The sequence below is a fragment of the Microbacterium aurantiacum genome (assembly GCF_002872075.1).
Taxonomy (GTDB): Bacteria; Actinomycetota; Actinomycetes; order Actinomycetales; family Microbacteriaceae; genus Microbacterium; species Microbacterium aurantiacum_A.
Map to the genome: position 1 here is coordinate 38,369 of NZ_PGGU01000009.1, position 24,532 is coordinate 62,900.

The following is a 24,532-nucleotide window of genomic DNA, read 5'->3' on the forward strand; positions in this document are numbered from 1 at the left end:
CCCGCCTACGCTGGACTCATGAAGGACGTCATGGGGTGGTTCTACGTCGCCGTGGTCGCCGGCATGGGGCCCGGTCTGATCCTGTTCGCCATCGTTCGCGGCCTCTCGAAGAAGTCCGTGGAGGAGAAGTACGACGGCACGGGCGGCGGATTCGGCGGCTCCTTCGACGCGATCTGGATGCCGTCCGCCTACGAGGCCGGCATGGAACGCGACCGCCAGACGAAGCGAACGGCTCCCGCGCCTTCTCCGGGCGATCCTCCGAGCAGGATCGACGGCGGCCGCATCACGCTCGACATCTGACGCCGCACGCGAAGAAGGCCCCGTACTCCGGGGAGCACGGGGCCTTCACGGCGGTCGTTACTTGGAGCCGCCGAAGCCCTTGAAGCGCTGGTTGAACTTCTCGACGCGACCGGCCGAGTCCATGATGCGCTGCTTGCCCGTGTAGAACGGGTGCGAAGCCGAGGAGATCTCGACGTCGATGACGGGGTAGACCACGCCATCGAGCTCGATGGTCTTGTCACCGGACACGGTGGAGCGGGTGAGGAACGTCTCGCCCGAACCGAGGTCGCGGAACACGACTGCCTGGTAGTCGGGGTGAATGTCAGTCTTCATGGGATTCCTTACTTGGTGCCCTGGATTGTGCCAGGGCGCGGGAAGTCTGCGGTGCGGAAGCACCAAGGTTCGAGTCTAGCAGACGGCGGATCAGGAGACCGCGCGCGCGGAGTAGCGGCCGTCCTCGCTGCTGAGCGCGATCGGCATGCCGAAGGTCTCGCTCAGCGACTCGGCGGTGAGGGTCTCGGCGATGGGCCCGGCGGAGACGACCTGACCGTCGCGAATCAGCATCACATGCGTGAAGCCGACCGGAATCTCCTCGACGTGGTGCGTGACCATCAGCATCGCGGGCGTGGTCGGCGAGGAGGCGTAGCCGCTGAGCAGGGCCAGCAGCTCCTCGCGCGACCCCAGGTCGAGCGACGCCGTGGGCTCATCGAGGAGCAGAAGCTCCGGATCGGTCATCACCGCGCGTGCGATCTGCACGCGCTTCTGCTCGCCGTCGCTCAGCGTGCCGAAGGTGCGGTCGGCGAGATGCTCGAGCCGCCAGTCTCCGAGCACTCGCAGCGCGCGGCGTTCGTCGATGTCCTCGTAGTTCTCGTTCCAGCGCCCGAGCACCGAGTAGGCGGCGGTGAGGACGGCGTTGAGCACCGTCTCATCGCGGGGCACGCGCTTCGCCATGGCCGAGGAGGCGAAGCCGATGCGCGGACGCACCTCGAACACGTCGGTGCGGCCGAGGGTCTCCCCCAGTACCGTCACCGTTCCGGAGGTCGGATGCATGAGAGTGTCGGCCAGCTGCAGCAGCGTGGTCTTACCAGCCCCGTTCGGTCCGAGGATCACCCATCGCTGATCGTCGGAGACCTGCCAGGTCACGTGATCGATGATGTTGCGCCCTTCGCGGCGCACGACGACGTCGGTGAATTCCAGAGCGATCGGCATGCCTCCAGCCTATCGGCTCAGGACGAGAGCTCCGCGTAGAGCGCGCGCGTGGTGTCGGCGATCGCCGCCCAGCTGAAGTCCGCCCTGGCACGCTCGCGCCCGGCTTCGCCGTACGCCTTCGCGCGCTCGGGATCGGAGACGACTTCGGTCAGAACCGCCGCGAGGTCCGAGATGTAGCGCTCCGGATCGACAGGGGTTCCGGTGCCGTCCTGAACCTGCTCGATCGGCACCAGACGCCCGGTGACGCCGTCTGCGACGACCTCGGGAATGCCGCCGGTCGCCGTCCCGACGACGGCCGCTCCGCATGCCATCGCCTCGAGGTTGACGATCCCCAGCGGCTCGTACACCGAGGGGCAGACGAAGGTGGTCGCCGCGGTGAGGATCGCGGAGAGCTGCTCGCGGGGCAGCATCTTCTCGATCCAGATGACGCCGTCGCGGGTCTCCTGCAGCAGCCGGACGCCCTCCTGCACCTCCGCCATGATCTCCGGAGTGTCCGGCGCGCCGGCGCAGAGGACGAGCTGAACCTCCGGCGGCAGGCGCCGCGCCGCCTGCAGCAGATACGGCAGGCCCTTCTGACGGGTGATGCGTCCGACGAAGACCACCGAAGGGCGATTCGCATCCATGCCCACGCTCTGCAGGAATTCGGCATCCTGAACGGGATGCCAGCGCTCGACGTCGATGCCGTTGTGGATCACGCGCACCCGGGCCGGATCCACGTTCGGGTAGCTGCGCAGGATGTCGGCCCGCATGCCCGCACTCACCGCGATCACCGCAGCCGCATTCTCGTACGCCAGCTTCTCGATGCCGCTGGACACGGCATAGCCGCCACCGAGCTGCTCCGCCTTCCAGGGCCGGAGCGGCTCCAGGCTGTGAGCCGTCAGCACGTGCGGGATGCCGTGCAGCTGAGATGCCAGGTGGCCGGCGAAGTTCGCGTACCAGGTGTGACTGTGCACGACATCAGCACCGCTGATCGCCGAGACGATCTCGAGATCGGTGCCGATGGTCTGCAAAGCGGCATTCGCATCCGTCAGTCCCACAGGCGTTCGATAGGAATACGTGTCCGGCTCGTCACGCGGCTCGCCGAAGGCGCGGACCCGCACTTCGATGCTCTCGCGCAGCGCTGAGACGAGCTCCGCGACGTGCACCCCGGCACCGCCGTATATCGCCGGCGGATACTCCTTGGTGATCATCTCAACTCGCATGTTCGAACGCTAGTACACGACGGGTTTCGCCCTCTAGGGTGGAGCCATGTCCGCTCCAAAGAAGGTCTTCGGGATCATCCTCGCCGGTGGCGAGGGCAAGCGCCTCATGCCACTGACGGCCGATCGCGCCAAGCCGGCCGTTCCGTTCGGCGGACAGTACCGGTTGATCGATTTCGCGATCTCGAATCTCATAAACTCCGGGCTGCGCCAGGTCGTCGTGCTCACGCAGTACAAGTCCCACAGCCTCGACCGTCATATCTCGCAGACGTGGCGGATGTCCGCCCTCCTGGACTCGTATGTGGCCTCGGTGCCGGCACAGCAGCGACTCGGGAAGCGCTGGTTCTCGGGATCGGCTGATGCGATTCTTCAGAGCCTCAATCTCATCAGCGACGAGAAGCCCGACATCGTGGTCGTGATCGGCGCCGACCACGTGTACCGGATGGATTTCCGTCAGATGCTCGACGCGCACATCGAATCGGGTGCGAAGGCGACGGTCGCCGGCATCCGGCAGCCGCTCGCCATGGCGAACCAGTTCGGCGTGATCGACACCGACCCCGAGGATGCGGGGCGCATCAAGCGGTTCCTCGAGAAGCCCTCGGATGCCGAGGGTCTTCCGGACTCGCCGCACGAGGTGCTCGCATCGATGGGAAACTACATCTTCGACGCCGATGCGCTCATCGAGGCCGTCGAGGTCGACGGCGAATCGCCGACGTCCGGTCACGACATGGGCGGCGACATCGTCCCCTACTTCGTGGACCGAGGCGAAGCCGGGTTCTACGACATGAAGCAGAACGACGTTCCCGGTTCCTCGCCGCGTGATCGCTCCTACTGGCGCGACGTGGGCACCATCGATTCGTTCTTCGACGCCCATATGGATCTGATCTCCACGCTGCCGATCTTCAACCTCTACAACATGGACTGGCCGATCCACTCGCAGGCGGTCAACTCACCGCCGGCGAAGTTCGTCCGCGACTCCGTGGGGCGCATCGGCAACGCGATCGATTCGATCGTGTCGCTCGGGTCGGTGCTCTCCGGCACTCACCTCGAGCGCAGTGTCGTCGGGCCGTGGACCCTCGCCGGCGGAGGGTCGACCATCACCGACTCCGTCGTCTTCGATCACGTGCGGGTCGGGTCGGGATCGCGGGTGCACAGGGCGATCCTCGACAAGAACGTCGTGCTCGCCGACGGTGCGACCGTCGGCGTGGATCGCGAGCGGGATCTGGCTCGAGGGTTCACGATCACCGATTCCGGGATCACCGTGGTGGGCAAGGGCGTCTTCATCGAACGCTGAGCCGGGTTCCGTTGCCGCTACGCTCGATCGGGTGACCTCCGCGCGCTTCCTCGTCGTCCTCGATGCCGATTCCACCCTCATCCGCAACGAGGTGATCGAGCTCCTCGCCGATGAGGCTGGCCGCGGGGCCGAGGTGCAGGCGGCGACCGAAGCCGCGATGCGCGGTGAGGTCGACTTCGCCGAGAGCCTGAGGTCCCGGGTCTCGGCACTCCGCGGGGTTCCCGTCGAGGCGTTCGCGCGCGTGCTCACGCGCATCGAGCCGACACCCGGGGTACGCGAACTGACCGCGGCCGTGCACGAGCGCGGCGGCGTGGTCGGCGTCGTGTCGGGCGGATTCCACGAGATCCTCGATCACGTCGCGCCGTCGCTCGGCGTGGACCGCTGGCGCGCGAACCGGTTGGGTGTCGCCGATGGCGCGCTGACGGGCATGGTCGACGGCGACATCGTGGATGCAGCGGTCAAGGCCACCGCGCTGCAGGAATGGGCTGCGGAGCTGGGTGTCGCGCCACACGCAACGGTGGCCATCGGCGACGGGGCGAACGACCTGCAGATGATGGCCGTCGCGGGCCTGGGTATCGCCTTCAACGCGAAGCCGGCAGTTCGCGCAGCCGCCAACCTGGTCATCCGGGACCAGGACCTCTCCGAGATCATCTCGCTCCTGCCTTAGCGGATGTCCGAACCTCAGGGTAGCGTCGCGGCCATGAACCTCATCCTCATCCCCGGTCTCTGGCTCGACGCATCCAGCTGGAACGACGTCATCCCCGATCTCGAGCGTGCGGGCCACCGCGTGCATGCGCTCACGATGCCGGGTCTCGGAGCACCCGCATCCGAGTCTGCCGACATCGGGATCCGCGATTGGGTGGAGACAGCGGTCGGCGCGATCGACGGCGTGACCGGTCCGGTCGTCGTCGTGGGCCACAGCGGGGGCGGCAACGTCGCCTGGGGCGCCGTCGATGCCCGACCGGAGCGAGTCGCACGGGTCGTGTTCGTCGACACGGTGCCGCCACCGGCGGGCTCTGGCATCAGCGAGTTCGAGGTCGTCGACGGTGTCATCCCGTTCCCGGGCTGGGACTTCTTCCCGGACGAGGATGTCGAGGACCTCGACGAGGCGACCCGCGCGCGTACCGCTCCCCTGACCCGGAGCGTGCCGGCGCGTGTGCCGACCGATCCGATCGAACTCGGCAACCCGTCGCGTTTCACCGTGCCGGTGACGCTGCTCATGGGCAGCCTCGATCGGGAGACCCTGGAGTCGGAGCTCGACAACTGGGGGCCGTACGGCGAAGAGTTCCGTGCCATCGAGAGCGCAGATGTCGTGCGCATCGATTCCGGCCACTGGCCTCAGTTCTCGACGCCCGAGCGGCTCGCCCGGCTGATCATCGCTGCGCTTGCCGGCTGAGTCGCTCTGTGCCGGCCCTGCGGGATGACCCTGGGCTCAGTGGCCCATCCCGAGGCCGCCGTCCACCGGGATGACCGCACCCGAGATGTAACCGGCGTCGTCGCCTGCGAGCCATGTGACGACGCCGGCCACCTCATCCGGTGTCGCGAAGCGGCCGGCCGGAATGCTCGCCTTGTACTGCTTCTGCGTCTCCTCCGGGAGCTCCGCTGTCATGTCCGTCTCGATGAATCCCGGCGCCACGACGTTGGCCGTGATTCCTCGGCCACCGAGCTCGCGGGTGAGCGAGCGGGCGAAGCCCACGAGAGCGCTCTTCGAGGCGGAGTAGTTCACCTGACCGGCGGAGCCGTAGAGCCCCACGACGCTGGAGATCAGGATGACCCGGCCGAAGCGCGCGCGGAGCATCCCCTTGGATGCGCGCTTGACGACGCGGAACGTGCCGCCGAGGTTCGTCGCCACGACGCTGTCGAAGTCGTCCTCGCTCATCCGCAGCAGGAGTGTGTCCTTGGTGATCCCGGCGTTCGCCACGACGATCTCCACCGGCCCCAGCTTCTGCTCGACCTCGGTGAACGCGGCATCGAGGGCGGCGGCATCCGTGACGTCCGCCCGCACCGTGAGCGTGCCCTCCGGACCCTCGCCGCTGCGTGCCGTGACGGCGACGCGGTATCCGTCGCGTACGAATCGCTCGGCGATCGCCCGGCCGATGCCGCGGTTGCCTCCGGTGACGAGGACGACGCGCTGAGCACTCATGTTCCCACTCCTGATCTGGCTGCAGCTTCGGGGCGGCCGAGCCGACATCGATCCTACCGAGGATGGCCCCGTGATCGTCTGCGCGACGTTTGACAGATCCCCGCGCTGCTGAAACGCTGTGCAGGACGAAAGGCATCAGCGTGAGCGACAACAGCATCCCCACTCCGCCCGCGGAGGATCCGTCCCTGACGCCACCCCCGGCGGCTCCGGCAGCCCCCGCGCCCGCGTGGGCGGTTGCCCCGCCCGCTCCGGTGCCTCCGGTCGCTCAGCCGGCGCAGCCTGCCCAGGCTCCCTCCTACCCAGCGCCTCCGACACAGGCGTACCCCGGGGCCGCGCCGTCGTACCCCCAGACGCCGCAGGCGTACCCAGGGGCGGCGCCTTCGTATCCCACGGCGCCCGCGTACCCGGGCGCACAGCAGGGCTACGCCGCGCCCCCAGCCGCTCCGCAGTCGAACGGCTACCCCGTGTACGGAACGCCGGCGCCCGCCACGTACGCGCCGACCCGTCCGACGAGCGGACTCGCGGTCGCCTCGCTGGTGTGCGGCCTGGCCGGTCTCATCCTGAGCTGGTTGTTCGTGCCGATCCTCGCCTCCGTGGCCGCAGTGATCACCGGGCACATGGCACTGGGCCAGACCAAGAAGAACCCGGCACTCGCCGGGCGCGGCATGGCATTCGCCGGGATCATCCTCGGATACGTGGTGCTCGCGTTCGTCGTCCTGTCCATCGCGATCTCACTGATCAGCGTGCTGTTCTTCGGGGCGTTCTCACTGCCGTTCCTCTTCAACTCCTAGGGCCCTCGCCGAGCCCTCAGCCCGCCGCGCGGACGCTCCTCGTTCGCTCGGACGGGCGTAGGCTGGAGTCATCGTGAAGGCCGCACGCCATGCCCCAGCTGTCACCTCCCTGCCGATCGCTCCGCAGGATGAGGTCGCTCACCGTGTCCGCCGGTACGCGCTCACGATGTCGATCAGGATCGCCTGTTTCGCACTGATGGTGCTGGTGCAGCCGTACGGCTGGTACACCTGGGTCTTCGCGATCGCCGCGGCTGTGCTCCCCTACATCGCCGTCGTGTTCGCGAACGCCGGCAGCGACAGCACCGAGACGCAGGCGGAGTCGCCCGTGCAGCAGTTGGAGGCCACGACGGTCGACCCGGTGATCCCCACGGCGGAACCGCGGATCGTGACGATCCGAGAGACCCGTGAGGATCAGCCATGACTGCTCCGGAGTGCTCGCGCGCCGGTTGCCGGGCCGCCGCGTCGCATCAGGTGGTGTGGCGGAATCCTCGTATCCACGCGGCCGACCGGGAGAAGATCTGGCTCGCCTGCGATGAGCACGTCGTCTTCCTGCGCGACTACCTGGCCGCTCGGGACTTCCCGGTGACCGTGCGCGACGGCGTGCCCGCATGAGGGCAAGGATCCTGCGCTGGGGGGTCTACGTCCTCATCGCGATCGGCTTCGCGGTCGCGTGCGCATTCCTCTCCAACTGGCAGTTCGAACGCAACGAAACCCGTGCGGAGCAGATCGAACTCGTCGAGAGGAACTACGACGCCGCGCCGGTTCCGCTCGCCGATCTCATCGGTGCCGACGGTGCGCTTGATGCAGCCGATCAGTGGCATCCGGCGATCCTGAGGGGCGAGTACCTCGATGAGGATCAGCTGCTGGTCCGCAATCGTCCGCACGGCGGCACGAGCGCATTCGAGGTGCTGGTTCCGTTCCGCGATGTCGACGGGCGCGTGTTCATCGTGGACCGGGGCTGGGTTCCACCCGGTGACGGCGAGTCACCGGATGCGGTGCCGGCTCCTCCGTCGGGAGAGGTCGAGGTGATCGTGAGGTTGCGTCCGAGCGAGCAGCTGCCGGCGTCGGGCCGGGGTGCCCCGGAGGGACAGCTGCCGACGATCCACCTGCCGGCGGTCGCCGACCTCGTTGACGGCGACGTCATCACCTCGGCGTACGGCCAGCTGGTCAGCGAGGACCCGGCACCCGAGACGACGCCCAGCGGCTTCGACTCCCCCACCGACGACCCCGGCCCTCACCTCTCCTATGCCATCCAGTGGATCCTGTTCGCGCTGATGGGCTTCATCTTCATCGGGTACATCATCCGCACCGAGATCGTGAAGCATCGCGAGGAGCTCGAAGGCGCGCCGGCACCGGCCGTGAAGCGCCGCCGCGACCACGATGCCGACACCGAGGACGAGCTGCTCGACATCAGCTCGCGCTGACGTCGGCCCAGGGCATCGGCTTGTCCGGATTGCGCGAGCCGTCGTCCGGCAGGTGCGGCAGTTCCTCCCCGCCGGCCCGGATGCAGAGCCAGCGCAGTTGTGCCGGACTGTCCGGAAGCGCGCGCCAGGTGCGCCAGGTGCCCTGCCCGACGCGGATGACCGTACCCGGCCCGACCTCGACGACGTCGTCATCGAGCCCCATCTGGCCTCGGCCCTCGAGGAACACGTACAGTTCCTCGACTTTCGAGTGGGTGTGCCAGTAGCCTGCTTCCTCGCCCGGCTCCAGCGCGTTGGCGGTCAGTCCGATGTACTGCATCGTGAGCTCATGGTCCACGACGCGTCGCCCGTCGCGCGATCGAGCCTCGTCGAATCCGCCGAAGTGGCCGCGCCATTCGTCGAGGGCGCCGATCTCGATTACCTGGTATCCGGTCATGATTGTTCTCCTCGATTCTGCACGGAAGATCCTGAGGCGCCGACCTGCAACGACCAGGTGCCATCTTCCAACGGTTCGTACACGACACGGGTATGGTGACGATCCGGCGAACCCTGCCAGAACTCGACCCGTGTCGGCGCAAGTCGCCACAACACCCAACCTCCACGTGGGATCGCGTCGCGCGCCGCAGGGGACCGAGCAGCGAGGTCCGCATCGCTCTCTTCCTGCGACGCCTCCGTGACGAGGCCGCGTACCCGCACAGCTCGCACGACGGGTTGCCACCAGAAGTTGAGCGCGGCCACCGGGTTCGCCGCGAGCTGGTCCCCCTTGCGAGATGAACGCGGGCCGGCGAAGGCCCACCCGTTGTCATCGACGGCCTTCAGGATCAGGGTCCGCGCGTCGGGAACGCCGTCGACGTCCACGGTCGCGAGCGTGGCTGCGTGAGGCTCGCTGACTCCAGCCGCCGCCGCCTCACCTATCCAGCGCAGGAACAGGGGCGTCGGCTCGTCCGGCAGTTCGGTCGAGTCGAACCGGGGAGCGGTTCCGGACAACGTCGGCCGATCACGCAACCACCGCGTGATGCCCGCAGGATGCACCTCCGCTGCATCGCTCAGATCGTCTGTCCGGTCCGCTGCAGGTGCCATGCTCGCATCCTACGACAGCAGCGAACACCCTCTCCGCCACGCGTCCCGTCTCCGATCAGAGGAGCCGAACCGACAGCGCGAGGGTCGGCGAAACAGCGTTCTCCGAGCGAGCAGCGCGGTTACGCGAGCTCGATCAGATCCTGATACTCCTGGCTCCAGAGGTCCTCGACGCCGTCCGGCAGGATGAGGACGCGCTCCGGGTTCAGCGACTGAACAGCGCCGGGGTCGTGCGAGACCAGCACGACAGCACCCTCGTAGTGCGCCAGCGCGTCGAGGATCTCCTCGCGAGACGCCGGGTCGAGGTTGTTGGTCGGCTCGTCGAGCAGCAGCAGGTTCGCGGATGACACGACCAGGGTCGCCAGCGAAAGACGGGTCTTCTCGCCACCGGAGAGCACCCCGGCCGGCTTCAGCACGTCATCGCCGGTGAACAGGAACGACCCGAGCACCCGGCGCGCCTCTGTCTCGGTGATGTGCGGAGCGGCGGAGACCATGTTCTGCAGCACCGATCGTGACACGTCGAGGTTCTCGTGCTCCTGGGCGTAGTACCCGACCTTCAGTCCGTACCCGGGCTCGAGCTGTCCGGTGTCCGGCTGGTCGACTCCCGCGAGCATTCGCAGCAGCGTGGTCTTGCCCGCGCCGTTGAGCCCCAGCACCACGACCTTGGAACCGCGATCGATCGCGAGGTCGACATCGGTGAAGATCTCCAGCGAACCGTACGACTTCGACAGACCGGTCGCCATCATCGGCGTCTTCCCGCAGGGCGCCGGCTTCGGGAAGCGGAGCTTCGCGACCCGGTCGACCTGTCGCACCTCGTCGAGGCCCGCGAGCAGTTTCTCGGCGCGTGCGACCATCTGATGCGCGGCCGCCGCCTTCGAGGCCTTCGCTCCGAAGCGTGCCGCCTGCTGCTGCAGCGTGGTCGCCTTCTTCTCGGCGTTGGCGCGCTCCTTCTTGCGGCGCTCCTCGTCGGCCACCCGCTGGCGCAGGTAGTTCTTCCAGTTCATGTTGTACGTGTCGATGATCTGGCGGTTCGCGTCGAGGTAGAACACCCGGTTGACGGTCTCCCCCACGAGCTCGACATCGTGGCTGATCACGATCAGCCCGCCCTTGTATCCCTTGAGGAACTCTCGCAGCCAGACGACGCTGTCGGCGTCGAGGTGGTTGGTCGGCTCGTCGAGGATCATCGTCTCGGCATCCGAGAACAGGATGCGCGCCAGCTCGATGCGCCGTCTCTGGCCACCCGACAGCGTGGAGAGGGGCTGGTCGAGGATGCGATCCGGCAGCGAGAGGTTATTGGCGATGGCGGCCGCCTCGGCCTCCGCCGCGTAGCCGCCCTGCGCCTCGAACTGCTCGGTCAGACGGGCATAGCGCTTCATCGCCTTCGCGGCGACGGCCGGGTCGTTCGAGCCCATCGCTGAGGCGGCTTCGGTCATGCCGAGGTTCAACTGTCCGAGACCGCGGGCGTCGAGGATGCGCGTACGGGCGAGGTCCTCCGGATTACCGGAGCGCGGGTCCTGCGGCAGGTAGCCGAGTTCGCCGGAACGATCGACGCGGCCGCCCGAGGGCAGCACATCGCCGGCCAGCACCTTGGTCAGTGTGGTCTTGCCCGCACCGTTGCGGCCCACGAGGCCGATCTTGTCGCCGTCGCTGACGCGGAACGACACGTTCTCCATGAGGAGGCGGGCGCCCACGCGAATCTCGAGGTCGTGCACGGCAAGCACAGCAGGTTGGTCCGTTCGTCAGGGAGGATGCGGCCGAAGGGCCAGCCTCTCAGTATAGATCGCCCTCGCTGGACGTTCCGTCGAAGTACGGCGACCGGTGCAGAAGGCGGCCGGGATCGAACTCTGCCCCACAGGACGATCACTGCGCCGGATATACCTCCAGAGGTGGAGAGGGACGATACCGCGGAGGGATGCCGCACCCCTGTCCTGCTTCCTAACCTTCTCGGGTGGATGTCATCAACGAGCTCATCACGCAGACCGTCGCGTCGCCCTGGCTGTACCTGGTCATGCTCGCCGTGGCGGTGATAGACGGCTTCTTCCCGCCGGTTCCGAGCGAGACGGTGCTGGTCGCCGCAGCGGCGGTCGGCGCATCCACCGGCGACGTCCACATCGCGCTTCTGTGCGCTGTCGCCGCCGTGGGCGCAGCGATCGGCGACAACATCGCCTACGCGATCGGGCGTCGCCTGGGAACTCGGCGGTTCGCCTGGATGCGGCGCCCGCGCGTCGCAGCCGCGTTCACCCACGCCCAGCGTGCGCTCGATGATCGCAGCGCCATGCTGATCCTCGGCGCCCGGTACATCCCGGTGGGACGCGTCGCCGTGAACATGACCGCCGGGGCGCTGGCGTTCCCGTGGCGTCGCTTCGTGCCGCTGAGCCTGCTCGCGGGTGCCAGCTGGAGCGCCTTCAGCGTGGGGATCGGACTTCTCGCCGGCTCCTGGGTGAAGGATCAGCCCCTGCTCAGCGCCGCCGTCGGCGTCGTCCTCGCGCTCGTGATCGGCTTCACCGTCGATCGCGTGGCCGCAGTTCGGCGTCGACGCGTCGCCGTGCCGCAACTGGCAGGATGAAGGCCATGGCGAAACGCCGGCAGCGCACCAGACGCTCCCCACGGATCACCCGCCGCAGCGCCATCGCGCTGCTGTGCGGGGCGCTGCTCGCGCTCTTCGCGGTGCTGGTTCCGATTCAGACCGCTCTCTACGGCACGCCGCTGCCTCTGGCGTTCATCCTGGGAGCCGCGCTCTGCTCCGCACCTCTGCTCGCGCTCTCCCGCCCGCGCACGGCCATCGCCCAGTTCTGCGCTGCGGCGTTCGCTCTTCCGTTGTTCGTCGTGCCCGAGCTCGCCGTCGCCTCACCCTGGCCGTGGTCGGTGCCCGCTCTGATCACGTTCGTGCTCTTCGTCGGAGTGGTGACCTTCGTGCACGGGTCGCGTCTGGGCGTCTTCCCGCTGGCGATCGGGGTGCTCTCCTCACTCACCGCTCCCCTTCTGCGCGCCGAGATCGTCATGACGGCGGGCGCGGCGTCCAGCGCGACAGCGGACATGATCGTGACGGCGTCTCTCGCGGTCGCGATGTACCTCATCGCCGTCCTCGTCGCCGCTCGAGCCCGCGTGGGCGCCGAATTGAACAGGGAGCGTGAGCACAGCGCGCTCGAAGAGGCGCGCCGAGCGCTCATGGAGGAGCGCACCCGCATCGCCCGCGAGCTGCACGACGTCATCGCGCACAGCATGTCCGTCATCCAGGTGCAGGCATCCACCGCGCGATACCGCCTTCCGAGCCTCGATCAGGAAGTGGCCGCCGAGTTCGAGGACATCGCCGCGACGGCACGCGGATCGCTCACCGAGATGCGGCGGATGCTCGGCGTACTGCGCACCGAGGATCAGACGGCCGAACTCGCGCCCCAGCAGGGCATCGACGATATCCCCGCGCTCGTCGACAGCATCCGCCGGGCGGGGGTCGAAGTCGGATTGGAGATCATCACCGGCGACGCACCCTCCGTCGCTCCAGGCGTGCAGATCGCCGCCTTCCGCATCGTCCAGGAGGCCCTGAGCAACGCCGTGCGCCACGCGCCGGAGACCATGATCTCGGTCCGCGTCAGAGTCGACGCCGCCGCCGTGCATATCGCGGTGCAGAACTCGGCACCGGCGACGACGACCCTCGAGCAGGCGCCGGGTCATGGGCTGCGCGGCATGCGGGAGCGGGCGCAGCTCCTCGGGGGCACATTCGGTGCAGGACCGGTCGCGGACGGCGGATGGGCCGTCGAAGCCGTGCTTCCCCTCATCACCCACAAGGAGAACCCGTGACGATCAGCGTCCTCATCGCCGATGACCAGGCCATGGTGCGTGCCGGATTCGCCGCACTCCTCGACGCCCATGAGGGCATCAGTGTGGCAGGTCAGGCGTCGAACGGTCTCGAGGTCGTCGCGCTGTCGGCGCGACTGGATCCGGATGTCATCCTGATGGATGTGCGGATGCCCGAGCTCGACGGCATCGAGGCGACACGGCGCATCCTCGGATCGTCGTATCCGGCCGCGCATGTGCCGCGGATCCTGATGCTCACCACATTCGACATCGATGATTACGTCTACGACGCCCTGCAGGCCGGAGCCAGCGGCTTCATGCTGAAGGACGCTCTGCCGGAAGAACTCGTGCATGCGGTGCGTGTCGTCGCGGGAGGTGACGCACTGCTGGCGCCCAGCGTCACCCGGCGCATGATCGAGCAGTTCTCCGGTCACCGGCCCCGCTCCCCGCGCTCCGAGACCGTTCTGAACAGCCTCACCGAACGCGAACGGGAAGTACTGGTGCTGATCGGGCAGGGCAAGTCCAACGGGGAGATCGCGAAGGAGCTGTTCATCGCCGAGCAGACCGTGAAGACCCACGTCGGCAAGATCCTGGCGAAGCTGAGTCTCCGAGACCGCGTGCACGCCGTGATCCTCGCCTACGACACCGGTCTGGTCGAGCCGACCTCCTGACTCACCCCTCGGTAGGGGGCGTGACGGCACCATCGGTTGATGCCGCGGAACGCACCGGCTCCATAGTCTCCTGGGACACCGCTCCCGAGGAGGACTCATGGCCATCGTCCAGGCGCCGCAGATCGCCGCATCCGCACCGACCGCGAAAGGACTTCGCGACACCGGAATCGACCTCGTCCGCGCTCTCTGCGTCGTGGGAGTCGTGCTTCTGCACGCCATCATGGTCGGCGTCACGGTCAGCGATTCGGGACCGGTCTTCGAGAACGCGAGCGACGGCACCTGGTGGATCACCCCGCTCAGCTGGGTTCTGCAGGTGATGCCGCTGTTCTTCATCATCGGCGGGTTCTCCGGCCTCATCGCCTACCGCCGGGCGAAGAACCGTGGCGGCACCGCCTCCGACTTCGTGGCGGGTCGCCTGCACCGGCTGCTGCGCCCGGCCATGTTCACCGTCGGCGCCGTCGGCGTGACGCTCCTGCTCCTCACCTTCGCCGGCGTGCCCGCCGATCTCATCGCCACCGCCGGTTTCCGGTACGGGCAGCCGCTGTGGTTCCTCGGTGTGTTCCTGCTCTGTCAGGCCCTGCTCCCCCTGTTCGTCGCCGCTCATGGGCGCGCGCCGCTCCTCACGATCGGCGCCCTCGCGGCCGTCTCGGTCGCCGTCGACGTGCTGCGCGGGGCAAGCGGCTTCGAGGGACTCGGTTTCCTGAACCTCGCCTTCGTCTGGCTGACGCTGCAGCAGCTCGGATTCTTCTTCGCCGACGGCAGCATCGATGCGCTGACCAGACGCACCCGCGCCCTGGCAGCGGCGGGCGCCCTCGCGATCCTCGTCGGCACTTTCGTCACGGGCCTGTACTCCCCCGATCTCGTCGCCAACATCAACCCGCCGACGGCCGCCATGCTGCTGGTCGGCGTCGTGCACATCGCTCTGGTCTCGCTGTACCGCGATCAGCTGGAGCTGTTCAGCCGCCGTCCTCGTGCCGCGGCGTTCACGGCCTTCATCAGCCTGCGCACCATGACGATCTACCTCTGGCACATGCCTGTGCTGCTCGCGATGGCCGGGGCCTCCGCGGTCGGAGCCATCGTCACGGGCGTCGCGCTCCCCGAACTCGGCAGCGTGGGCTGGTGGCTCGGACGCCCGCTGTGGCTCGCACTCGCACTCGCACTCACCGCCGTCGTCGCCATCGCTTTCACGCGGTTCGAGGCGGGTGCCGCTCCAGAGGCGCATCGATCCGGCCGGCGCATCGCGCTCACCACGCTGACCGGGCTGAGTGCGGTCCTGATGCTGCTCATCTTCGGAACCTCCGTCGTCACGGCGAGCATCGCCGTCGCCATGCTCCTGATGTCGCTGCGGTTCTCGCGCCGAGCCGGGTCAGGCGAGGCCTCTGGCGGCGAGGGCGTCGCCGACGTCGTCCGCATGCCGGAGGGCGAGCACCAGCAGAGGGATGGCCGACCGCACGCCGAGACGAACCCCCCGCGCATCCTGAGCGTCTCGAACGCGGTCGGCGAACCCCGCCACCACGGGGATCATGGTGATGGTGAGCGATATGGCCATCGCCACGGATTCCGCGTCGACACCGATCCGGCCCAGCGGGCGCATCAGCCGGTGCAGCACAGCGAGCAGGTCAGACATCCGGGTGGTGAGGGTCAGCAGGCTGGCGAGCAGCACGATGCCGACGACTCTCCCGGTGTTGATCCAGGCGATGAGGGGCGACACGAAGATCGTCAGCGCAGCGCCGAGCACCAGCACGATCCAGCGCAGCCGCCACGCTTCGGCGAGGAGGATGCGCAACGGGAGCCGCGCCACGGCATAGAGCGCGCACACGGCGACCAGCACAACGGCGATGCTCCAGCCGTCGTGGGGGTAGGCGGACAGCGCGAGCGCGGCCAGCGCGAACAGCGCGAGCTTCACGCCGGCCGGTGATCGGTGCAGAATGCTCGACCCCGGGCGGTACAGCAGGATCATCCGGCCGTCCACCGGTAGGTCTCGATGATCGCGGCCGGCTCCCCGAGGCCGACCACCCGGCCCTCGTCGAAGAGGATCACCGTGTCGCACCTCGCGGCGAGATCGAGATCGTGCGTGACGAGCACGAGCTGTGCGGATTGAGAGAGGAGCAGGTCGCCGATCCGTCGGGAGTTGCGCAGGTCGAGGAGCGTCGTCGGCTCGTCCGCGACGACGAGCTCCGGTTCGGTGATGAGGACGGACGCCAGCGCCAGCATCTGCTTCTGTCCTCCGGAGAGAGAGAACGCCGGTGCATCCGCGTGCTCGGCCAGGCCGTGCGCATGGAGGGCTTCGCGCACGCGATCCGCGATCTCCCCTCCCTCACGGCCCCGTAACGAGAGCGCCAGGTCCTCTGCCGGCGTCGGCATCAGGATCTGCGCGTCGGGGTTCGAGAAGACGAAGCCGACCCGGCGTCGCACCTGTCGCCGCTCCTGCACGGGATCCATCCCGTGCACCAGCACCTTTCCCGATGACGGTGCGACGAGTCCGTTCAACAGACGCGCGAACGTGGACTTGCCCGATCCGTTCGCTCCGATCACGGCGATCCGGCGCGCGGCGAGCTCGAGGGTGACGTCGCTGAGAACGGCACGCCCGTCGATCCGCACAGAGACGTTCTCGAGCCCGATCGTGCCCAGCAGCGTGTCAGGCGACACGCGCCGACGCCGCCCGATCGAACGCGGAGAGGCCGAAGGCGGGAGGATAGGCGCGCCGAAGGGCCAGCGTGAGCGCCGTGGCTGCGCCGGCCTTCAGGAGATCGCCGGGGAGGAAGGCGGTGGCGGCCAGCGCGGTCGGTGCGAGATCGAGCCCCAGCACGAGCGCGGTGACCGGAATGCCGAGCAGATACACCACGAGGATGCCGCCCACGACCGTTCCCAGCGCCACCCGCCAGGCGGTGATCCTTCCCCGGTGCACGATGAGGCCGACCACGAGCGCGCCGACGACCCAGCCGAGGAGGTAGCCGGCCGACGGGCCGACGAACACGCCGAGGCCGCCACGACCCCCCGCGAGCACCGGCAGGCCGACCGCGGCGAGCACCAGCACGAGAAGCACGGCCAGCGGAGCCCGCCGCGGGCCGAGGACGGCGCCGGCGAGCATGACGCCGAGCGTCTGCGCGGTGATGGGGACGCCGCCCGGAATCGGGATGGTGACCATCCCGAGGACGACGATGAGGGCCGCGAAGATCGCGATACGGGCCAGTCCGCGACCGATGTCGCCGCGCTGCTCGGACATGATTCTCCTCTCGAGGGAGTTCTCGCGCTGTCGACGGAGTCGACGCACCTGAACACTGTTCACCTGAACGCCGTTCAGTATACTGAGGAGATGAGCCCTGCACGACACGACCGCCGAAGCGTCGTCGACTGTGCGTTGCGGCTGCTCGACGACGTCGGGCTCCCCGACCTGTCGATGCGCCGTCTCGCGGCCGAACTCGACGTGCAGGCGAGCGCCCTGTACTGGCATTTCGCGAGCAAGCAGGAACTCCTGGCGGCCGTCGCCGACCGCATCCTCAGCGCGATACCCGAACCGGATCCCTCGCTCGCGCTCGCACCGACCGCCCGCGCGATCCGCGACGCGCTGCTCGCCTACCGCGACGGCGCCGAGGTCGTCATGAGCGCCTACGCGCTGCGCCTCGGCGCCGGGCGAGCGCAAGCCGCGCTGGCCGCATCGGGCAGCGGGGACAACGGCGACAACGGGGCGTTCGCCGATGCGGTCTTCGAGTTCATCCTCGGCCACGCGATGCTGCTGCAGCAGCGGATGCACGCGCAGAGCATCGGCGCTGTCGATGGGAGCGCCGCCGACCCGACCGCCGATTCCGCCGACGTCTTCGAGGCCGGCATCCGCGCCTTCGTCTCGCTCAGCGAGACCCGTCGCCCAGCCTGAGCCCGGGGATGAGGGCGACCACCAGCAGCACGGCCGTGAACACGTAGACGATCGGGAATCCCGACCCTCCGAAGGGCAGAGCGAGGAACAGCAGCCCGGCCAGCGCGATCGTGACCGCTGACCCCGTGGAGTCCGAGATCGAGAGCGCCGAGGAATTGAACCCCTCGTCGGCCGACGTCGAGTAGGCCAGGGTCAGCACGGTCAGCCTCGGGTACAGCAGCCCCATGCCGGCGCCGGCGAATCCCCAGCCGATCACGGCGAGCCACGGCATCGTGCCGGACACGGAGACGATGAGAAGGCTGAGCACGGCCACCAGCATCAGCGGGATGCTGACGGCCACGATCCGCGTGCTGCCGAGCCGGTCGCCATAGCGCCCCTGCACCGCGGACGCGCTCGACCACGCCAGCGCGGCGATCGTGAGGGCGAGGCCCGCGATGGTCGGGCTGAATTCGAAGCGGTCCATCAGAAGCTTCGGCACGTAGGCCTCGGCGGCGAAGAAGGAGCCGGCGGCCAGGCCGCGCACCAGGATCACACTGGGCAGTCCGCGGCGGGCCCGCAGTGTGCCGGGCGGCAGCAGAGGCAGGATCGCGAAGCCGAGCACGGCCAGGGCTCCGAGCGCGATCGGCCACCCGATCGCCGGCTGAGCCTCTGCCGCGAAGCCGACGGCGACCGCCGACACGGCGACGACGACGGCACGCAGCATCCGCATTCCGATCGACCCGCTGCGCGGAATCGGCGCGTCCGCAGTGGCGTCGTCCGAAGGATTCAGCGAGACGTCGCGCAGCCGCGCGGCGACGAGCACGAACGCGAGCACCGTGAGCACCGCGACGCCCAGGAACGCCCATCGCCAGTGCAGGAACTCGGCCACGGCGCCCGCCAGGAAGGGGCCGATCATGGAGGGCACGACCCAGGCCGCCGCATACGCCGCGAAGATCCGACCGTGCAGCTCGGACGGATAGACCCTGGCCACCACGACGTAGAGAGCGACGGTCTGCCCACCTGCGCCCAGGCCCTGGATGAGCCGCCCCGCGATGAACGTGTACATGTCGGGTGCGAACCCCGAGACGACGAGGCCGATGATGAAGAGCACCACGGCCGTGTACAGCGGCACCCGAGGACCCGTGCGGTCGCTCCATGCTCCTGCAGCGACCATGCCGATCACCCCGGTGGCGAGGGTGCCGGAGAACGCGACCGCGAACAGCGCCTCCCCGTTGAGATCGACGCTGACGATCGGCATGACGGTGGTCACGGCCAGTGCCTCGATGGCGGCGAGGAAGATCAGGACGACGGAGCCGACGGTGATGCCGAGACGCGCACGATCCCAGATCGAAACGGCGGCCTGCGTCGCGCTCACCGTTCGACGAGCGCCGCGATGCGCTCGATCGCCTCGGTGATGATCTCCGGGCTGGTGCCGAAGTTCAGGCGCACATGCCCCGCGCCCTCGCCGCCGAATGCCGGCCCGTAGTGGAGCGCGACCTTCGCATCACGCAGGATGCGGCGCGCAGGGTTCTCTCCCCAGCCGAGGCCGGTGAGGTCGATCCAGGCCAGGTAGCCTGCATCCGGAATCCGGTAGCGCGCGTCCGGAAGGTGCGCGGCCAGCAGATCCGCGACGAGGCGACGATTCTGGTCGAGAGTGTGCAGCAGACCGTCGAGCCAGGGATCGCTCTCTTCGGAGAACGCCGCCACCGCTGCGAGCAGGCCGAACTGCCCGGTGCGCCATTCCACCTCGATCGGCAGGTCGCGCACGACCGCGCTCGTGGAGTCGGCGGCCGTCACCATCAGAGCGCACTTGAGGCCGGCGAGGTTGAAGGCCTTGCTCGCGCTGACGACCGCGTAGCCGACACGACGCGCGTCGTCGCTCACCGCGAGGAACGGCGTGTACCCGGTGCCCGGCTGTGCGAGCGGCGCGTGGATCTCATCCGAGACCACGGCTGCCCCGTACTCATCCGCGAGAGCGGCAAGAGCCGCCAGCGAATCACGGCTGTGCACCGTGCCCGTCGGGTTGTGCGGGTTGCAGAGCAGCACGGCGCGGACTCCGTCGTCGAGCGCAGACCGGATCGCTTCGAGATCGAGTTCCCATCCCGTCCCGGTGTCCCGCAACGGGACCCGCTCCACGATCCCGCCGGCCTCGGTCACGAGCTCGAAGAACGGCGGGTAGACCGGTGTGGTCACGACCACCCGTTCCCCGGGCGAGACGACGCGGCGAAGGATCTCGACGATCCCCATGCTGACGTCGGCAGTGCTGCGCATCCTCTCGGCATCCGCGTCCCAGCCGAACCGGCGGCGGGCGAAGGCCGCATAGGAACCGGCGAGCGGATTGCGTGAGGCGATGTAGCCGGTGTCCCCGGTCGCGACAGCGTGCTGCAGTGCGTCGGCGACCGCCGGCGCCAGCGGGAAATCCGTCTCGGCCACGAACAGCGGGAGCACGTCGTCGGGGTACTCGCGCCACTTCTCGCTGGTCCGAGCGCGCAGCTCGGCCAGCGGGAGGGCGGTGACTTCGAGCATCCTCAGATGGCGAAGCCGAGGGCGCGCATCATGTCGCGCCCGTCATCGGTGATCTTCTCCGGACCCCACGGCGGCATCCAGACCCAATTGATGCGGAACCGGTCGACGACGTTGTCCAGCGCCTGGGCGGTCTGATCCTCGAGCACGTCGGTGAGAGGACAGCCGGCGCTGGTCAGCGTCATGTGGATGACGAGAGCATCGTTCTCGTCATCCCAGGCGAGGTCGTAGATGAGTCCGAGGTCGACGACGTTGATCCCGAGCTCGGGGTCCATGACGTCCTTGAGAGCCTCGGTGACCTCGTCGTACTTCGCATCGGTGAGCGTCGCGGTCATACGCTCAGCCTACGCCTCGATGGGAGCGGCAGGGTCGAGGAAACGGTCGTATCCCTCGTTCTCGAGGCGGTCCGCGAGCTCGGGGCCGCCCTCCTCGACGATGCGTCCGCCGACGACGACGTGCACGTAGTCCGGTCGGATGTAGCGGAGGATGCGCGTGTAGTGCGTGATGAGGAGCACGCCGAGACCGGTCGACTCCTTGGCGCGGTTGACGCCCTCGGAGACGATCTTCAACGCGTCGACGTCGAGTCCGGAGTCGGTCTCGTCGAGCACCGCGAACTTCGGCTTGAGGACCTCGAGCTGAAGGATCTCGTGACGCTTCTTCTCGCCTCCGGAGAAGCCCTCGTTGACGTTGCGCTGCGCGAACTTGGGGTCCATGCGCAGGTTCGTCATCGCCTGCTTGACGTCCTTGGTCCAGCCGCGGATCGCGGGCGCCTCGCCGTCGAGCGCGGTCTTGGCGGTGCGGAGGAAGTTCGTCACCGTCACGCCGGGGATCTCGACGGGGTACTGCATCGCGAGGAAGAGCCCCGCACGCGCACGCTCGTCGACGCTCATCGCCAGGACGTCCTCACCGTCGAAGGTGATGGAGCCGCCGGTGACGGTGTACTTCGGGTGGCCCGCGATCGTGTACGCGAGCGTGGACTTGCCGGAGCCGTTCGGCCCCATGATCGCGTGGGTCTCCCCCGTGTTCATCGTGAGGGTGATTCCGTTGAGGATCGGGGTGGTTCCCGCCTCGGTCTCGACCGTCACGTACAGGTCGCGGATCTCGAGAACAGACATTCAGACTTCCTTAATCACAGTCGGGTCGATGAGCACGTCGTCGCCGTCGATCTCGACGACGTAGACCGGAACGGGCTCATACGCAGGGAGGTTCTGGGGCACGCCGGTGATCATCGAGAACGCCGAGCCATGGGCCCAGCACTCCACCGTGTCACCTTCGACGAAGCCCTCGGCGAGGGAGATCTCGCCGTGCGTGCAGGTGTCGCCGATCGCGTGGATGACGCCCTCGGAGTCCTTGATCACCGTGATCGGGACGCCGTCGGGATCGACGCGGATCGGAGTGTCCTGCTCCAGGTCGGAGACGCCGCAGACGCGGTGCGCGGTCATGCGTTCACCGCCGCGAGCTCGGTCTCGATCGCCGCCAGCAGCTCGGCCTCGAGGGCCGGGATGCCCAGGCGCTGCACGATGTCGGTGAGGAAGCCGAGCACGACGAGTCGCCGTGCCTCCTCCTCGCTGATGCCGCGGGCCTGCAGGTAGAAGAGCTGCTCGTCGTCGAAGCGGCCGGTCGCGCTCGCGTGGCCGGCGCCCTGGATGTCGCCCGTCTGGATCTCGAGGTTCGGGATCGAGTCGGCGCGTGCACCCTCGGTGAGCACCAGGTTGCGGTTGGCCTCGTAGGAGTTCGTGCCGGTCGCATCAGGTCCGATGAGAACGTCGCCGATCCAGACGCTGTGCGCCCCCGCACCCTGCAGCGCGCCCTTGTAGAGCACGTCGCCGGTGGTGTGCGCACCCTTGTGGTGCAGGAAGACCTGGCTCTCGAAGTGCTGGCCGGCATCGGCGTAGGAGAGTCCGTAGAGGTAGCCCTCTGATCCGGTCCCTGCGAGCTCGATGTTCGGGTTCACCCGGACGACACCGCCGCCGAAGGTGATCACGAAGTGCTTCAGTGTGGCGTCCGCATGCACGCGCGCCTGATGCGACGCCGTGTGGATCGCGTCATCCTGCCACTGCTGGAGGCTGATCACGGTGAGCTTGGAACCGTCGCGGGCGATGATCTCGACGTTCTGCGCGTACTGCGCGGCACCGGTGTGCTGCAGCACGACCGTCGCAGTGCTGTGCTCCAGCGCCTCGATCACGACGTGCGCGTCGGCACGACGCTCGGCGCCTTGCCCGGTGATCGTGACGAGGAGGGGCTCGGCGACCTCCGTCTCGCGCGGGATGCGGATGTGCAGCGCCTCCGGGGAGCCCTGCCAGGCCACGGCGGACGTGACGTCTTCCGGGAGGAAGACGTCACCACGCGGTGCGGCGCCGGCAGCGAGCGGAGCCGCGACATACTGCTGCGCCGTGCCGAAGTCGTAGCTCACGCCGTCCTTCTCGGCGGCGACGTCGAAGAGCGAGGCGAGCCGGGCGACCGGGGTGTGCTTCCAGTTGACCTCGCGGCCCGTCGGCGTGCCGAAATCGGCGGGTTCGAACGAGTGCGGTCGCTCGGATCTGGTCTGCACGGGAACGAATCCCGTAGCGAAGACCTGAGCCGCCGGGTCCACGTGGGCGTTCGTGTGCTGCGCCTCGGCGGGCGCTGTCGTCGGGGCCGTCATCTAGCCGACACTGCCTTCCATGCCCATCTCGATGAGCTTGTTCAATTCCATCGCGTACTCCATCGGCAGTTCGCGAGCGATCGGCTCGATGAAGCCGCGCACGATCATCGCCATCGCCTCGTCCTCGGGCATGCCGCGGGACTGCAGGTAGAACAGCTGCTCTTCGCTGACCTTCGAGACGGTCGCCTCGTGGCCGAGCTGCACGTCGTCGACACGGATGTCGATGGCCGGGTAGGTGTCGGAGCGCGACTTGGTGTCGACCAGCAGCGCGTCGCAGCGCACCGTGTTCGCGGAGTGGTGCGCGTTGGCATCCACTCGCACCTCGCCGCGGTAACCGGCACGACCACCGCCGCGGGCGATCGATTTCGAGACGATCGAGGACTGGGTGTACGGCGCCATGTGGATCATCTTCGCGCCGGCATCCTGGTGCTGACCGGGACCGGCGAAGGCGACGGACAGGGTCTCGCCCTTGGCGTGCTCGCCCATCAGGTAGATCGACGGGTACTTCATCGTGACCTTGGAGCCGATGTTGCCATCGATCCATTCCATGGTGGCGCCCTCGTGGGCGACCGCACGCTTGGTGACGAGGTTGTAGACGTTGTTCGACCAGTTCTGGATCGTCGTGTAGCGAACGCGGGCGTTCTTCTTCACGATGATCTCGACGACGGCCGAATGCAGGGAGTCCGACTTGTAGATCGGGGCGGTGCAGCCCTCGATGTAGTGAACGTAGCTGTCCTCGTCGGCGATGATCAGGGTGCGCTCGAACTGGCCCATGTTCTCGGTGTTGATGCGGAAGTACGCCTGCAGCGGGATCTCGACGTGCACGCCCTTGGGCACGTACACGAAGGAGCCGCCCGACCAGACGGCCGTGTTCAGCGCGGCGAACTTGTTGTCGCCCGCGGGGATCACGGTGCCGAAGTACTCCTGGAAGATCTCGGGGTGCTCGCGCAGCGCGGTGTCGGTGTCCATGAAGATGACACCCTGTTGTTCCAGGTCCTCGCGGATCTGGTGGTAGACGACCTCGGACTCGTACTGCGCGGCGACGCCCGAGACGAGGCGCTGACGCTCCGCCTCCGGGATGCCGAGGCGCTCGTAGGTCTCACGGATCTCTGCCGGAAGCTCTTCCCAGGACTGGGCCTGCTTCTCCGTCGAGCGGACGAAGTACTTGATGTTGTCGAAGTCGATCTCGCTGAGGTCGGCGCCCCAGGTCGGCATCGGCTTGCGACCGAAGAGCTGATACCCCTTCAGACGGGTCTTCAGCATCCATTCGGGTTCGTTCTTGAGGCCCGAGATCCCGCGGACGACCTCCTCGGAGATACCGCGTTTCGCAATGGCACCCGCGGCGTCCGCGTCGTGCCAGCCGAACTCGTACACCCCCAGACCGTCAAGCTCCGGGCGGTCGATCAGAACATCCGACATCACACACTCTCCTCTTAGGTCCCAACGGTGTCATCCGCCCCGACACACCTGATCCCCGTCGAGTCTGCGGGAGCGGGTGCCGCTGGTGGGCCCTCATCACCGGCGCATCCATCGCGCCTAAACTGTTGACGATGCTTCAGCGCGGTCAGCGCTCATCACAACAATCCGATTCTACAGGTTCCGCCTGGACGCCGGGCCGTGCCCCGTAACGTTC

29 protein-coding genes and 1 pseudogene are annotated in these 24,532 nt (G+C 68.1%); 13 read left to right on the forward strand and 17 right to left on the reverse strand.

What is annotated here, in order from left to right; all coding sequences use genetic code 11:
* Positions 1 to 18 precede the first annotated feature (18 nt).
* A complete protein-coding gene (locus CUR96_RS08530; RefSeq protein ID WP_245861148.1) occupies positions 19 to 300 on the forward strand; it encodes a hypothetical protein in 282 nt (93 codons plus the stop codon).
* Positions 301 to 357: 57 nt separating this feature from the next.
* On the opposite strand, the gene CUR96_RS08535 is transcribed toward CUR96_RS08530, so the two are convergent.
* The 3 genes from CUR96_RS08535 to glgA form a co-directional block, all read right to left on the reverse strand.
* Positions 358 to 612, reverse strand: a complete 255-nt coding sequence (locus tag CUR96_RS08535; RefSeq protein ID WP_102192888.1) for a type B 50S ribosomal protein L31 — start codon at positions 610 to 612, stop codon at positions 358 to 360.
* A gap of 90 nt (positions 613 to 702) precedes the next feature.
* Positions 703 to 1,488, reverse strand: coding sequence for an ABC transporter ATP-binding protein (locus CUR96_RS08540; RefSeq protein ID WP_102192889.1), 786 nt, complete (start codon positions 1,486 to 1,488; stop codon positions 703 to 705).
* A gap of 17 nt (positions 1,489 to 1,505) precedes the next feature.
* Positions 1,506 to 2,690 (reverse strand): glycogen synthase, encoded by a 1,185-nt coding sequence (glgA, locus tag CUR96_RS08545; RefSeq protein ID WP_102192890.1) that lies wholly within the window; start codon positions 2,688 to 2,690, stop codon positions 1,506 to 1,508.
* A gap of 46 nt (positions 2,691 to 2,736) precedes the next feature.
* Between glgA and glgC the strand changes: the two genes are divergently transcribed.
* Genes glgC through CUR96_RS08560 form a run of 3 tightly spaced genes read left to right on the forward strand, consistent with a single transcriptional unit; the run spans position 2,737 to position 5,377 of the window.
* A complete protein-coding gene (gene glgC / locus CUR96_RS08550; protein ID WP_102192891.1) occupies positions 2,737 to 3,981 on the forward strand; it encodes a glucose-1-phosphate adenylyltransferase in 1,245 nt (414 codons plus the stop codon).
* A gap of 31 nt (positions 3,982 to 4,012) precedes the next feature.
* A complete protein-coding gene (gene serB / locus CUR96_RS08555; RefSeq protein WP_102192892.1) occupies positions 4,013 to 4,648 on the forward strand; it encodes a phosphoserine phosphatase SerB in 636 nt (211 codons plus the stop codon).
* A gap of 33 nt (positions 4,649 to 4,681) precedes the next feature.
* Positions 4,682 to 5,377, forward strand: a complete 696-nt coding sequence (locus tag CUR96_RS08560) for an alpha/beta fold hydrolase (protein WP_102192893.1) — start codon at positions 4,682 to 4,684, stop codon at positions 5,375 to 5,377.
* A gap of 36 nt (positions 5,378 to 5,413) precedes the next feature.
* Here the strand turns inward: CUR96_RS08560 and CUR96_RS08565 are convergent, their stop codons facing one another.
* On the reverse strand, positions 5,414 to 6,124 hold the full coding sequence (locus tag CUR96_RS08565) for a beta-ketoacyl-ACP reductase (RefSeq protein WP_102192894.1): 711 nt from the start codon (positions 6,122 to 6,124) through the stop codon (positions 5,414 to 5,416).
* A 140-nt stretch (positions 6,125 to 6,264) separates the two neighbouring features.
* On the opposite strand from CUR96_RS08565, the gene CUR96_RS08570 reads away from it, so the two are divergent.
* The 4 genes from CUR96_RS08570 to CUR96_RS08585 all read left to right on the forward strand — a co-directional run bounded on the left by CUR96_RS08570 (position 6,265) and on the right by CUR96_RS08585 (position 8,339).
* The gene (locus tag CUR96_RS08570) at positions 6,265 to 6,915 is read left to right on the forward strand and encodes a DUF4190 domain-containing protein (RefSeq protein WP_102192895.1); all 651 of its coding nucleotides are present in this window, start codon (positions 6,265 to 6,267) and stop codon (positions 6,913 to 6,915) included.
* A 73-nt stretch (positions 6,916 to 6,988) separates the two neighbouring features.
* Positions 6,989 to 7,336, forward strand: coding sequence for a DUF3099 domain-containing protein (locus CUR96_RS08575; RefSeq protein ID WP_102192896.1), 348 nt, complete (start codon positions 6,989 to 6,991; stop codon positions 7,334 to 7,336).
* Complete coding sequence (locus CUR96_RS08580; RefSeq protein ID WP_102192897.1) at positions 7,333 to 7,527, forward strand: hypothetical protein; 195 nt, start codon at positions 7,333 to 7,335, stop codon at positions 7,525 to 7,527. Before CUR96_RS08575 ends, CUR96_RS08580 begins: the two co-directional genes overlap by 4 nt.
* Entirely contained in the window at positions 7,524 to 8,339 is an 816-nt protein-coding gene (locus CUR96_RS08585) for an SURF1 family cytochrome oxidase biogenesis protein (protein WP_102192898.1), read from the forward strand. Before CUR96_RS08580 ends, CUR96_RS08585 begins: the two co-directional genes overlap by 4 nt.
* Here the strand turns inward: CUR96_RS08585 and CUR96_RS08590 are convergent.
* The 3 genes from CUR96_RS08590 to abc-f all read right to left on the reverse strand — a co-directional run bounded on the left by CUR96_RS08590 (position 8,326) and on the right by abc-f (position 11,134).
* Positions 8,326 to 8,772 (reverse strand): cupin domain-containing protein, encoded by a 447-nt coding sequence (locus tag CUR96_RS08590; protein ID WP_102192899.1) that lies wholly within the window; start codon positions 8,770 to 8,772, stop codon positions 8,326 to 8,328. The two genes, CUR96_RS08585 and CUR96_RS08590, sit on opposite strands and share 14 nt — an antisense overlap.
* A complete protein-coding gene (locus CUR96_RS08595) occupies positions 8,769 to 9,416 on the reverse strand; it encodes a pyridoxamine 5'-phosphate oxidase family protein (protein WP_102192900.1) in 648 nt (215 codons plus the stop codon). The genes CUR96_RS08590 and CUR96_RS08595 overlap by 4 nt, the downstream gene beginning before the upstream one ends.
* A 119-nt stretch (positions 9,417 to 9,535) precedes the next feature.
* Complete coding sequence (gene abc-f / locus CUR96_RS08600; RefSeq protein ID WP_102192901.1) at positions 9,536 to 11,134, reverse strand: ribosomal protection-like ABC-F family protein; 1,599 nt, start codon at positions 11,132 to 11,134, stop codon at positions 9,536 to 9,538.
* A 227-nt stretch (positions 11,135 to 11,361) separates the two neighbouring features.
* Here abc-f and CUR96_RS08605 point away from each other — a divergent pair, with 227 nt between their 5' ends.
* From CUR96_RS08605 to CUR96_RS08620, 4 genes and pseudogenes are all read left to right on the forward strand, one after another.
* Entirely contained in the window at positions 11,362 to 11,979 is a 618-nt protein-coding gene (locus CUR96_RS08605; protein ID WP_102192902.1) for a DedA family protein, read from the forward strand.
* A 5-nt stretch (positions 11,980 to 11,984) separates the two neighbouring features.
* Entirely contained in the window at positions 11,985 to 13,211 is a 1,227-nt protein-coding gene (locus tag CUR96_RS08610) for a sensor histidine kinase (protein WP_102192903.1), read from the forward strand.
* On the forward strand, positions 13,208 to 13,879 hold the full coding sequence (locus CUR96_RS08615; protein WP_102192904.1) for a response regulator: 672 nt from the start codon (positions 13,208 to 13,210) through the stop codon (positions 13,877 to 13,879). The genes CUR96_RS08610 and CUR96_RS08615 overlap by 4 nt, the downstream gene beginning before the upstream one ends.
* A 97-nt stretch (positions 13,880 to 13,976) precedes the next feature.
* Positions 13,977 to 15,056 (forward strand): annotated as a pseudogene (locus tag CUR96_RS08620) (acyltransferase family protein); the annotation flags it as partial.
* 189 nt (positions 15,057 to 15,245) lie between these two features.
* On the opposite strand, the gene CUR96_RS08625 reads toward CUR96_RS08620, so the two are convergent.
* From CUR96_RS08625 to CUR96_RS08635, 3 genes are read right to left on the reverse strand one after another with little or no spacing between them, the layout of a single operon-like run.
* Complete coding sequence (locus tag CUR96_RS08625; protein ID WP_102192931.1) at positions 15,246 to 15,839, reverse strand: energy-coupling factor transporter transmembrane component T family protein; 594 nt, start codon at positions 15,837 to 15,839, stop codon at positions 15,246 to 15,248.
* Complete coding sequence (locus tag CUR96_RS08630) at positions 15,836 to 16,528, reverse strand: energy-coupling factor ABC transporter ATP-binding protein (RefSeq protein ID WP_245861149.1); 693 nt, start codon at positions 16,526 to 16,528, stop codon at positions 15,836 to 15,838. Before CUR96_RS08630 ends, CUR96_RS08625 begins: the two co-directional genes overlap by 4 nt.
* Positions 16,518 to 17,105, reverse strand: a complete 588-nt coding sequence (locus tag CUR96_RS08635) for a biotin transporter BioY (RefSeq protein ID WP_102192905.1) — start codon at positions 17,103 to 17,105, stop codon at positions 16,518 to 16,520. The genes CUR96_RS08630 and CUR96_RS08635 overlap by 11 nt, the downstream gene beginning before the upstream one ends.
* Positions 17,106 to 17,195: 90 nt before the next feature.
* Here CUR96_RS08635 and CUR96_RS08640 point away from each other — a divergent pair, with 90 nt between their 5' ends.
* Positions 17,196 to 17,753, forward strand: a complete 558-nt coding sequence (locus tag CUR96_RS08640) for a TetR family transcriptional regulator (protein WP_102192906.1) — start codon at positions 17,196 to 17,198, stop codon at positions 17,751 to 17,753.
* Here CUR96_RS08640 and CUR96_RS08645 read toward each other — a convergent pair.
* Genes CUR96_RS08645 through sufB form a run of 7 tightly spaced genes read right to left on the reverse strand, consistent with a single transcriptional unit; the run spans position 17,728 to position 24,318 of the window.
* Entirely contained in the window at positions 17,728 to 19,107 is a 1,380-nt protein-coding gene (locus CUR96_RS08645; RefSeq protein WP_102192907.1) for an MFS transporter, read from the reverse strand. The genes CUR96_RS08640 and CUR96_RS08645 overlap by 26 nt on opposite strands.
* Positions 19,104 to 20,258 carry a MalY/PatB family protein gene (locus CUR96_RS08650; RefSeq protein WP_180968981.1) on the reverse strand — a complete coding sequence of 385 codons (1,155 nt, stop codon included), beginning with the start codon at positions 20,256 to 20,258 and terminating at the stop codon, positions 19,104 to 19,106. Before CUR96_RS08650 ends, CUR96_RS08645 begins: the two co-directional genes overlap by 4 nt.
* A 2-nt stretch (positions 20,259 to 20,260) precedes the next feature.
* The gene (locus CUR96_RS08655) at positions 20,261 to 20,590 is read right to left on the reverse strand and encodes a metal-sulfur cluster assembly factor (RefSeq protein ID WP_053096448.1); all 330 of its coding nucleotides are present in this window, start codon (positions 20,588 to 20,590) and stop codon (positions 20,261 to 20,263) included.
* Between the two features lie 9 nt (positions 20,591 to 20,599).
* Positions 20,600 to 21,370: a Fe-S cluster assembly ATPase SufC gene (gene sufC, locus CUR96_RS08660; RefSeq protein WP_102192909.1), complete on the reverse strand. Its 771-nt coding sequence runs from the start codon at positions 21,368 to 21,370 to the stop codon at positions 20,600 to 20,602.
* Complete coding sequence (locus tag CUR96_RS08665) at positions 21,371 to 21,697, reverse strand: non-heme iron oxygenase ferredoxin subunit (protein ID WP_102192910.1); 327 nt, start codon at positions 21,695 to 21,697, stop codon at positions 21,371 to 21,373.
* Positions 21,694 to 22,899: a Fe-S cluster assembly protein SufD gene (sufD, locus tag CUR96_RS08670; RefSeq protein WP_102192911.1), complete on the reverse strand. Its 1,206-nt coding sequence runs from the start codon at positions 22,897 to 22,899 to the stop codon at positions 21,694 to 21,696. The genes CUR96_RS08665 and sufD overlap by 4 nt, the downstream gene beginning before the upstream one ends.
* On the reverse strand, positions 22,900 to 24,318 hold the full coding sequence (gene sufB, locus CUR96_RS08675) for a Fe-S cluster assembly protein SufB (RefSeq protein ID WP_102192912.1): 1,419 nt from the start codon (positions 24,316 to 24,318) through the stop codon (positions 22,900 to 22,902). It abuts the gene before it with no gap.
* Positions 24,319 to 24,532: the final 214 nt, after the last annotated feature.

Coding starts and splice junctions, on each gene's coding strand:
- CUR96_RS08530 (WP_245861148.1), top strand. CDS start 19: ATGAAGGACGTCATGGGGTGGTTCTACGTCGCCGTGGTCGCCGGCATG.
- CUR96_RS08535 (WP_102192888.1), bottom strand. CDS start 612: ATGAAGACTGACATTCACCCCGACTACCAGGCAGTCGTGTTCCGCGAC.
- CUR96_RS08540 (WP_102192889.1), bottom strand. CDS start 1,488: ATGCCGATCGCTCTGGAATTCACCGACGTCGTCGTGCGCCGCGAAGGG.
- glgA (WP_102192890.1), bottom strand. CDS start 2,690: ATGCGAGTTGAGATGATCACCAAGGAGTATCCGCCGGCGATATACGGC.
- glgC (WP_102192891.1), top strand. CDS start 2,737: ATGTCCGCTCCAAAGAAGGTCTTCGGGATCATCCTCGCCGGTGGCGAG.
- CUR96_RS08560 (WP_102192893.1), top strand. CDS start 4,682: ATGAACCTCATCCTCATCCCCGGTCTCTGGCTCGACGCATCCAGCTGG.
- CUR96_RS08565 (WP_102192894.1), bottom strand. CDS start 6,124: ATGAGTGCTCAGCGCGTCGTCCTCGTCACCGGAGGCAACCGCGGCATC.
- CUR96_RS08580 (WP_102192897.1), top strand. CDS start 7,333: ATGACTGCTCCGGAGTGCTCGCGCGCCGGTTGCCGGGCCGCCGCGTCG.
- CUR96_RS08585 (WP_102192898.1), top strand. CDS start 7,524: ATGAGGGCAAGGATCCTGCGCTGGGGGGTCTACGTCCTCATCGCGATC.
- CUR96_RS08590 (WP_102192899.1), bottom strand. CDS start 8,772: ATGACCGGATACCAGGTAATCGAGATCGGCGCCCTCGACGAATGGCGC.
- CUR96_RS08595 (WP_102192900.1), bottom strand. CDS start 9,416: ATGGCACCTGCAGCGGACCGGACAGACGATCTGAGCGATGCAGCGGAG.
- CUR96_RS08610 (WP_102192903.1), top strand. CDS start 11,985: ATGGCGAAACGCCGGCAGCGCACCAGACGCTCCCCACGGATCACCCGC.
- CUR96_RS08625 (WP_102192931.1), bottom strand. CDS start 15,839: ATGATCCTGCTGTACCGCCCGGGGTCGAGCATTCTGCACCGATCACCG.
- CUR96_RS08635 (WP_102192905.1), bottom strand. CDS start 17,105: ATGTCCGAGCAGCGCGGCGACATCGGTCGCGGACTGGCCCGTATCGCG.
- CUR96_RS08640 (WP_102192906.1), top strand. CDS start 17,196: ATGAGCCCTGCACGACACGACCGCCGAAGCGTCGTCGACTGTGCGTTG.
- CUR96_RS08650 (WP_180968981.1), bottom strand. CDS start 20,258: ATGCTCGAAGTCACCGCCCTCCCGCTGGCCGAGCTGCGCGCTCGGACC.
- CUR96_RS08655 (WP_053096448.1), bottom strand. CDS start 20,590: ATGACCGCGACGCTCACCGATGCGAAGTACGACGAGGTCACCGAGGCT.
- sufC (WP_102192909.1), bottom strand. CDS start 21,370: ATGTCTGTTCTCGAGATCCGCGACCTGTACGTGACGGTCGAGACCGAG.
- CUR96_RS08665 (WP_102192910.1), bottom strand. CDS start 21,697: ATGACCGCGCACCGCGTCTGCGGCGTCTCCGACCTGGAGCAGGACACT.
- sufD (WP_102192911.1), bottom strand. CDS start 22,899: ATGACGGCCCCGACGACAGCGCCCGCCGAGGCGCAGCACACGAACGCC.
- sufB (WP_102192912.1), bottom strand. CDS start 24,318: ATGTCGGATGTTCTGATCGACCGCCCGGAGCTTGACGGTCTGGGGGTG.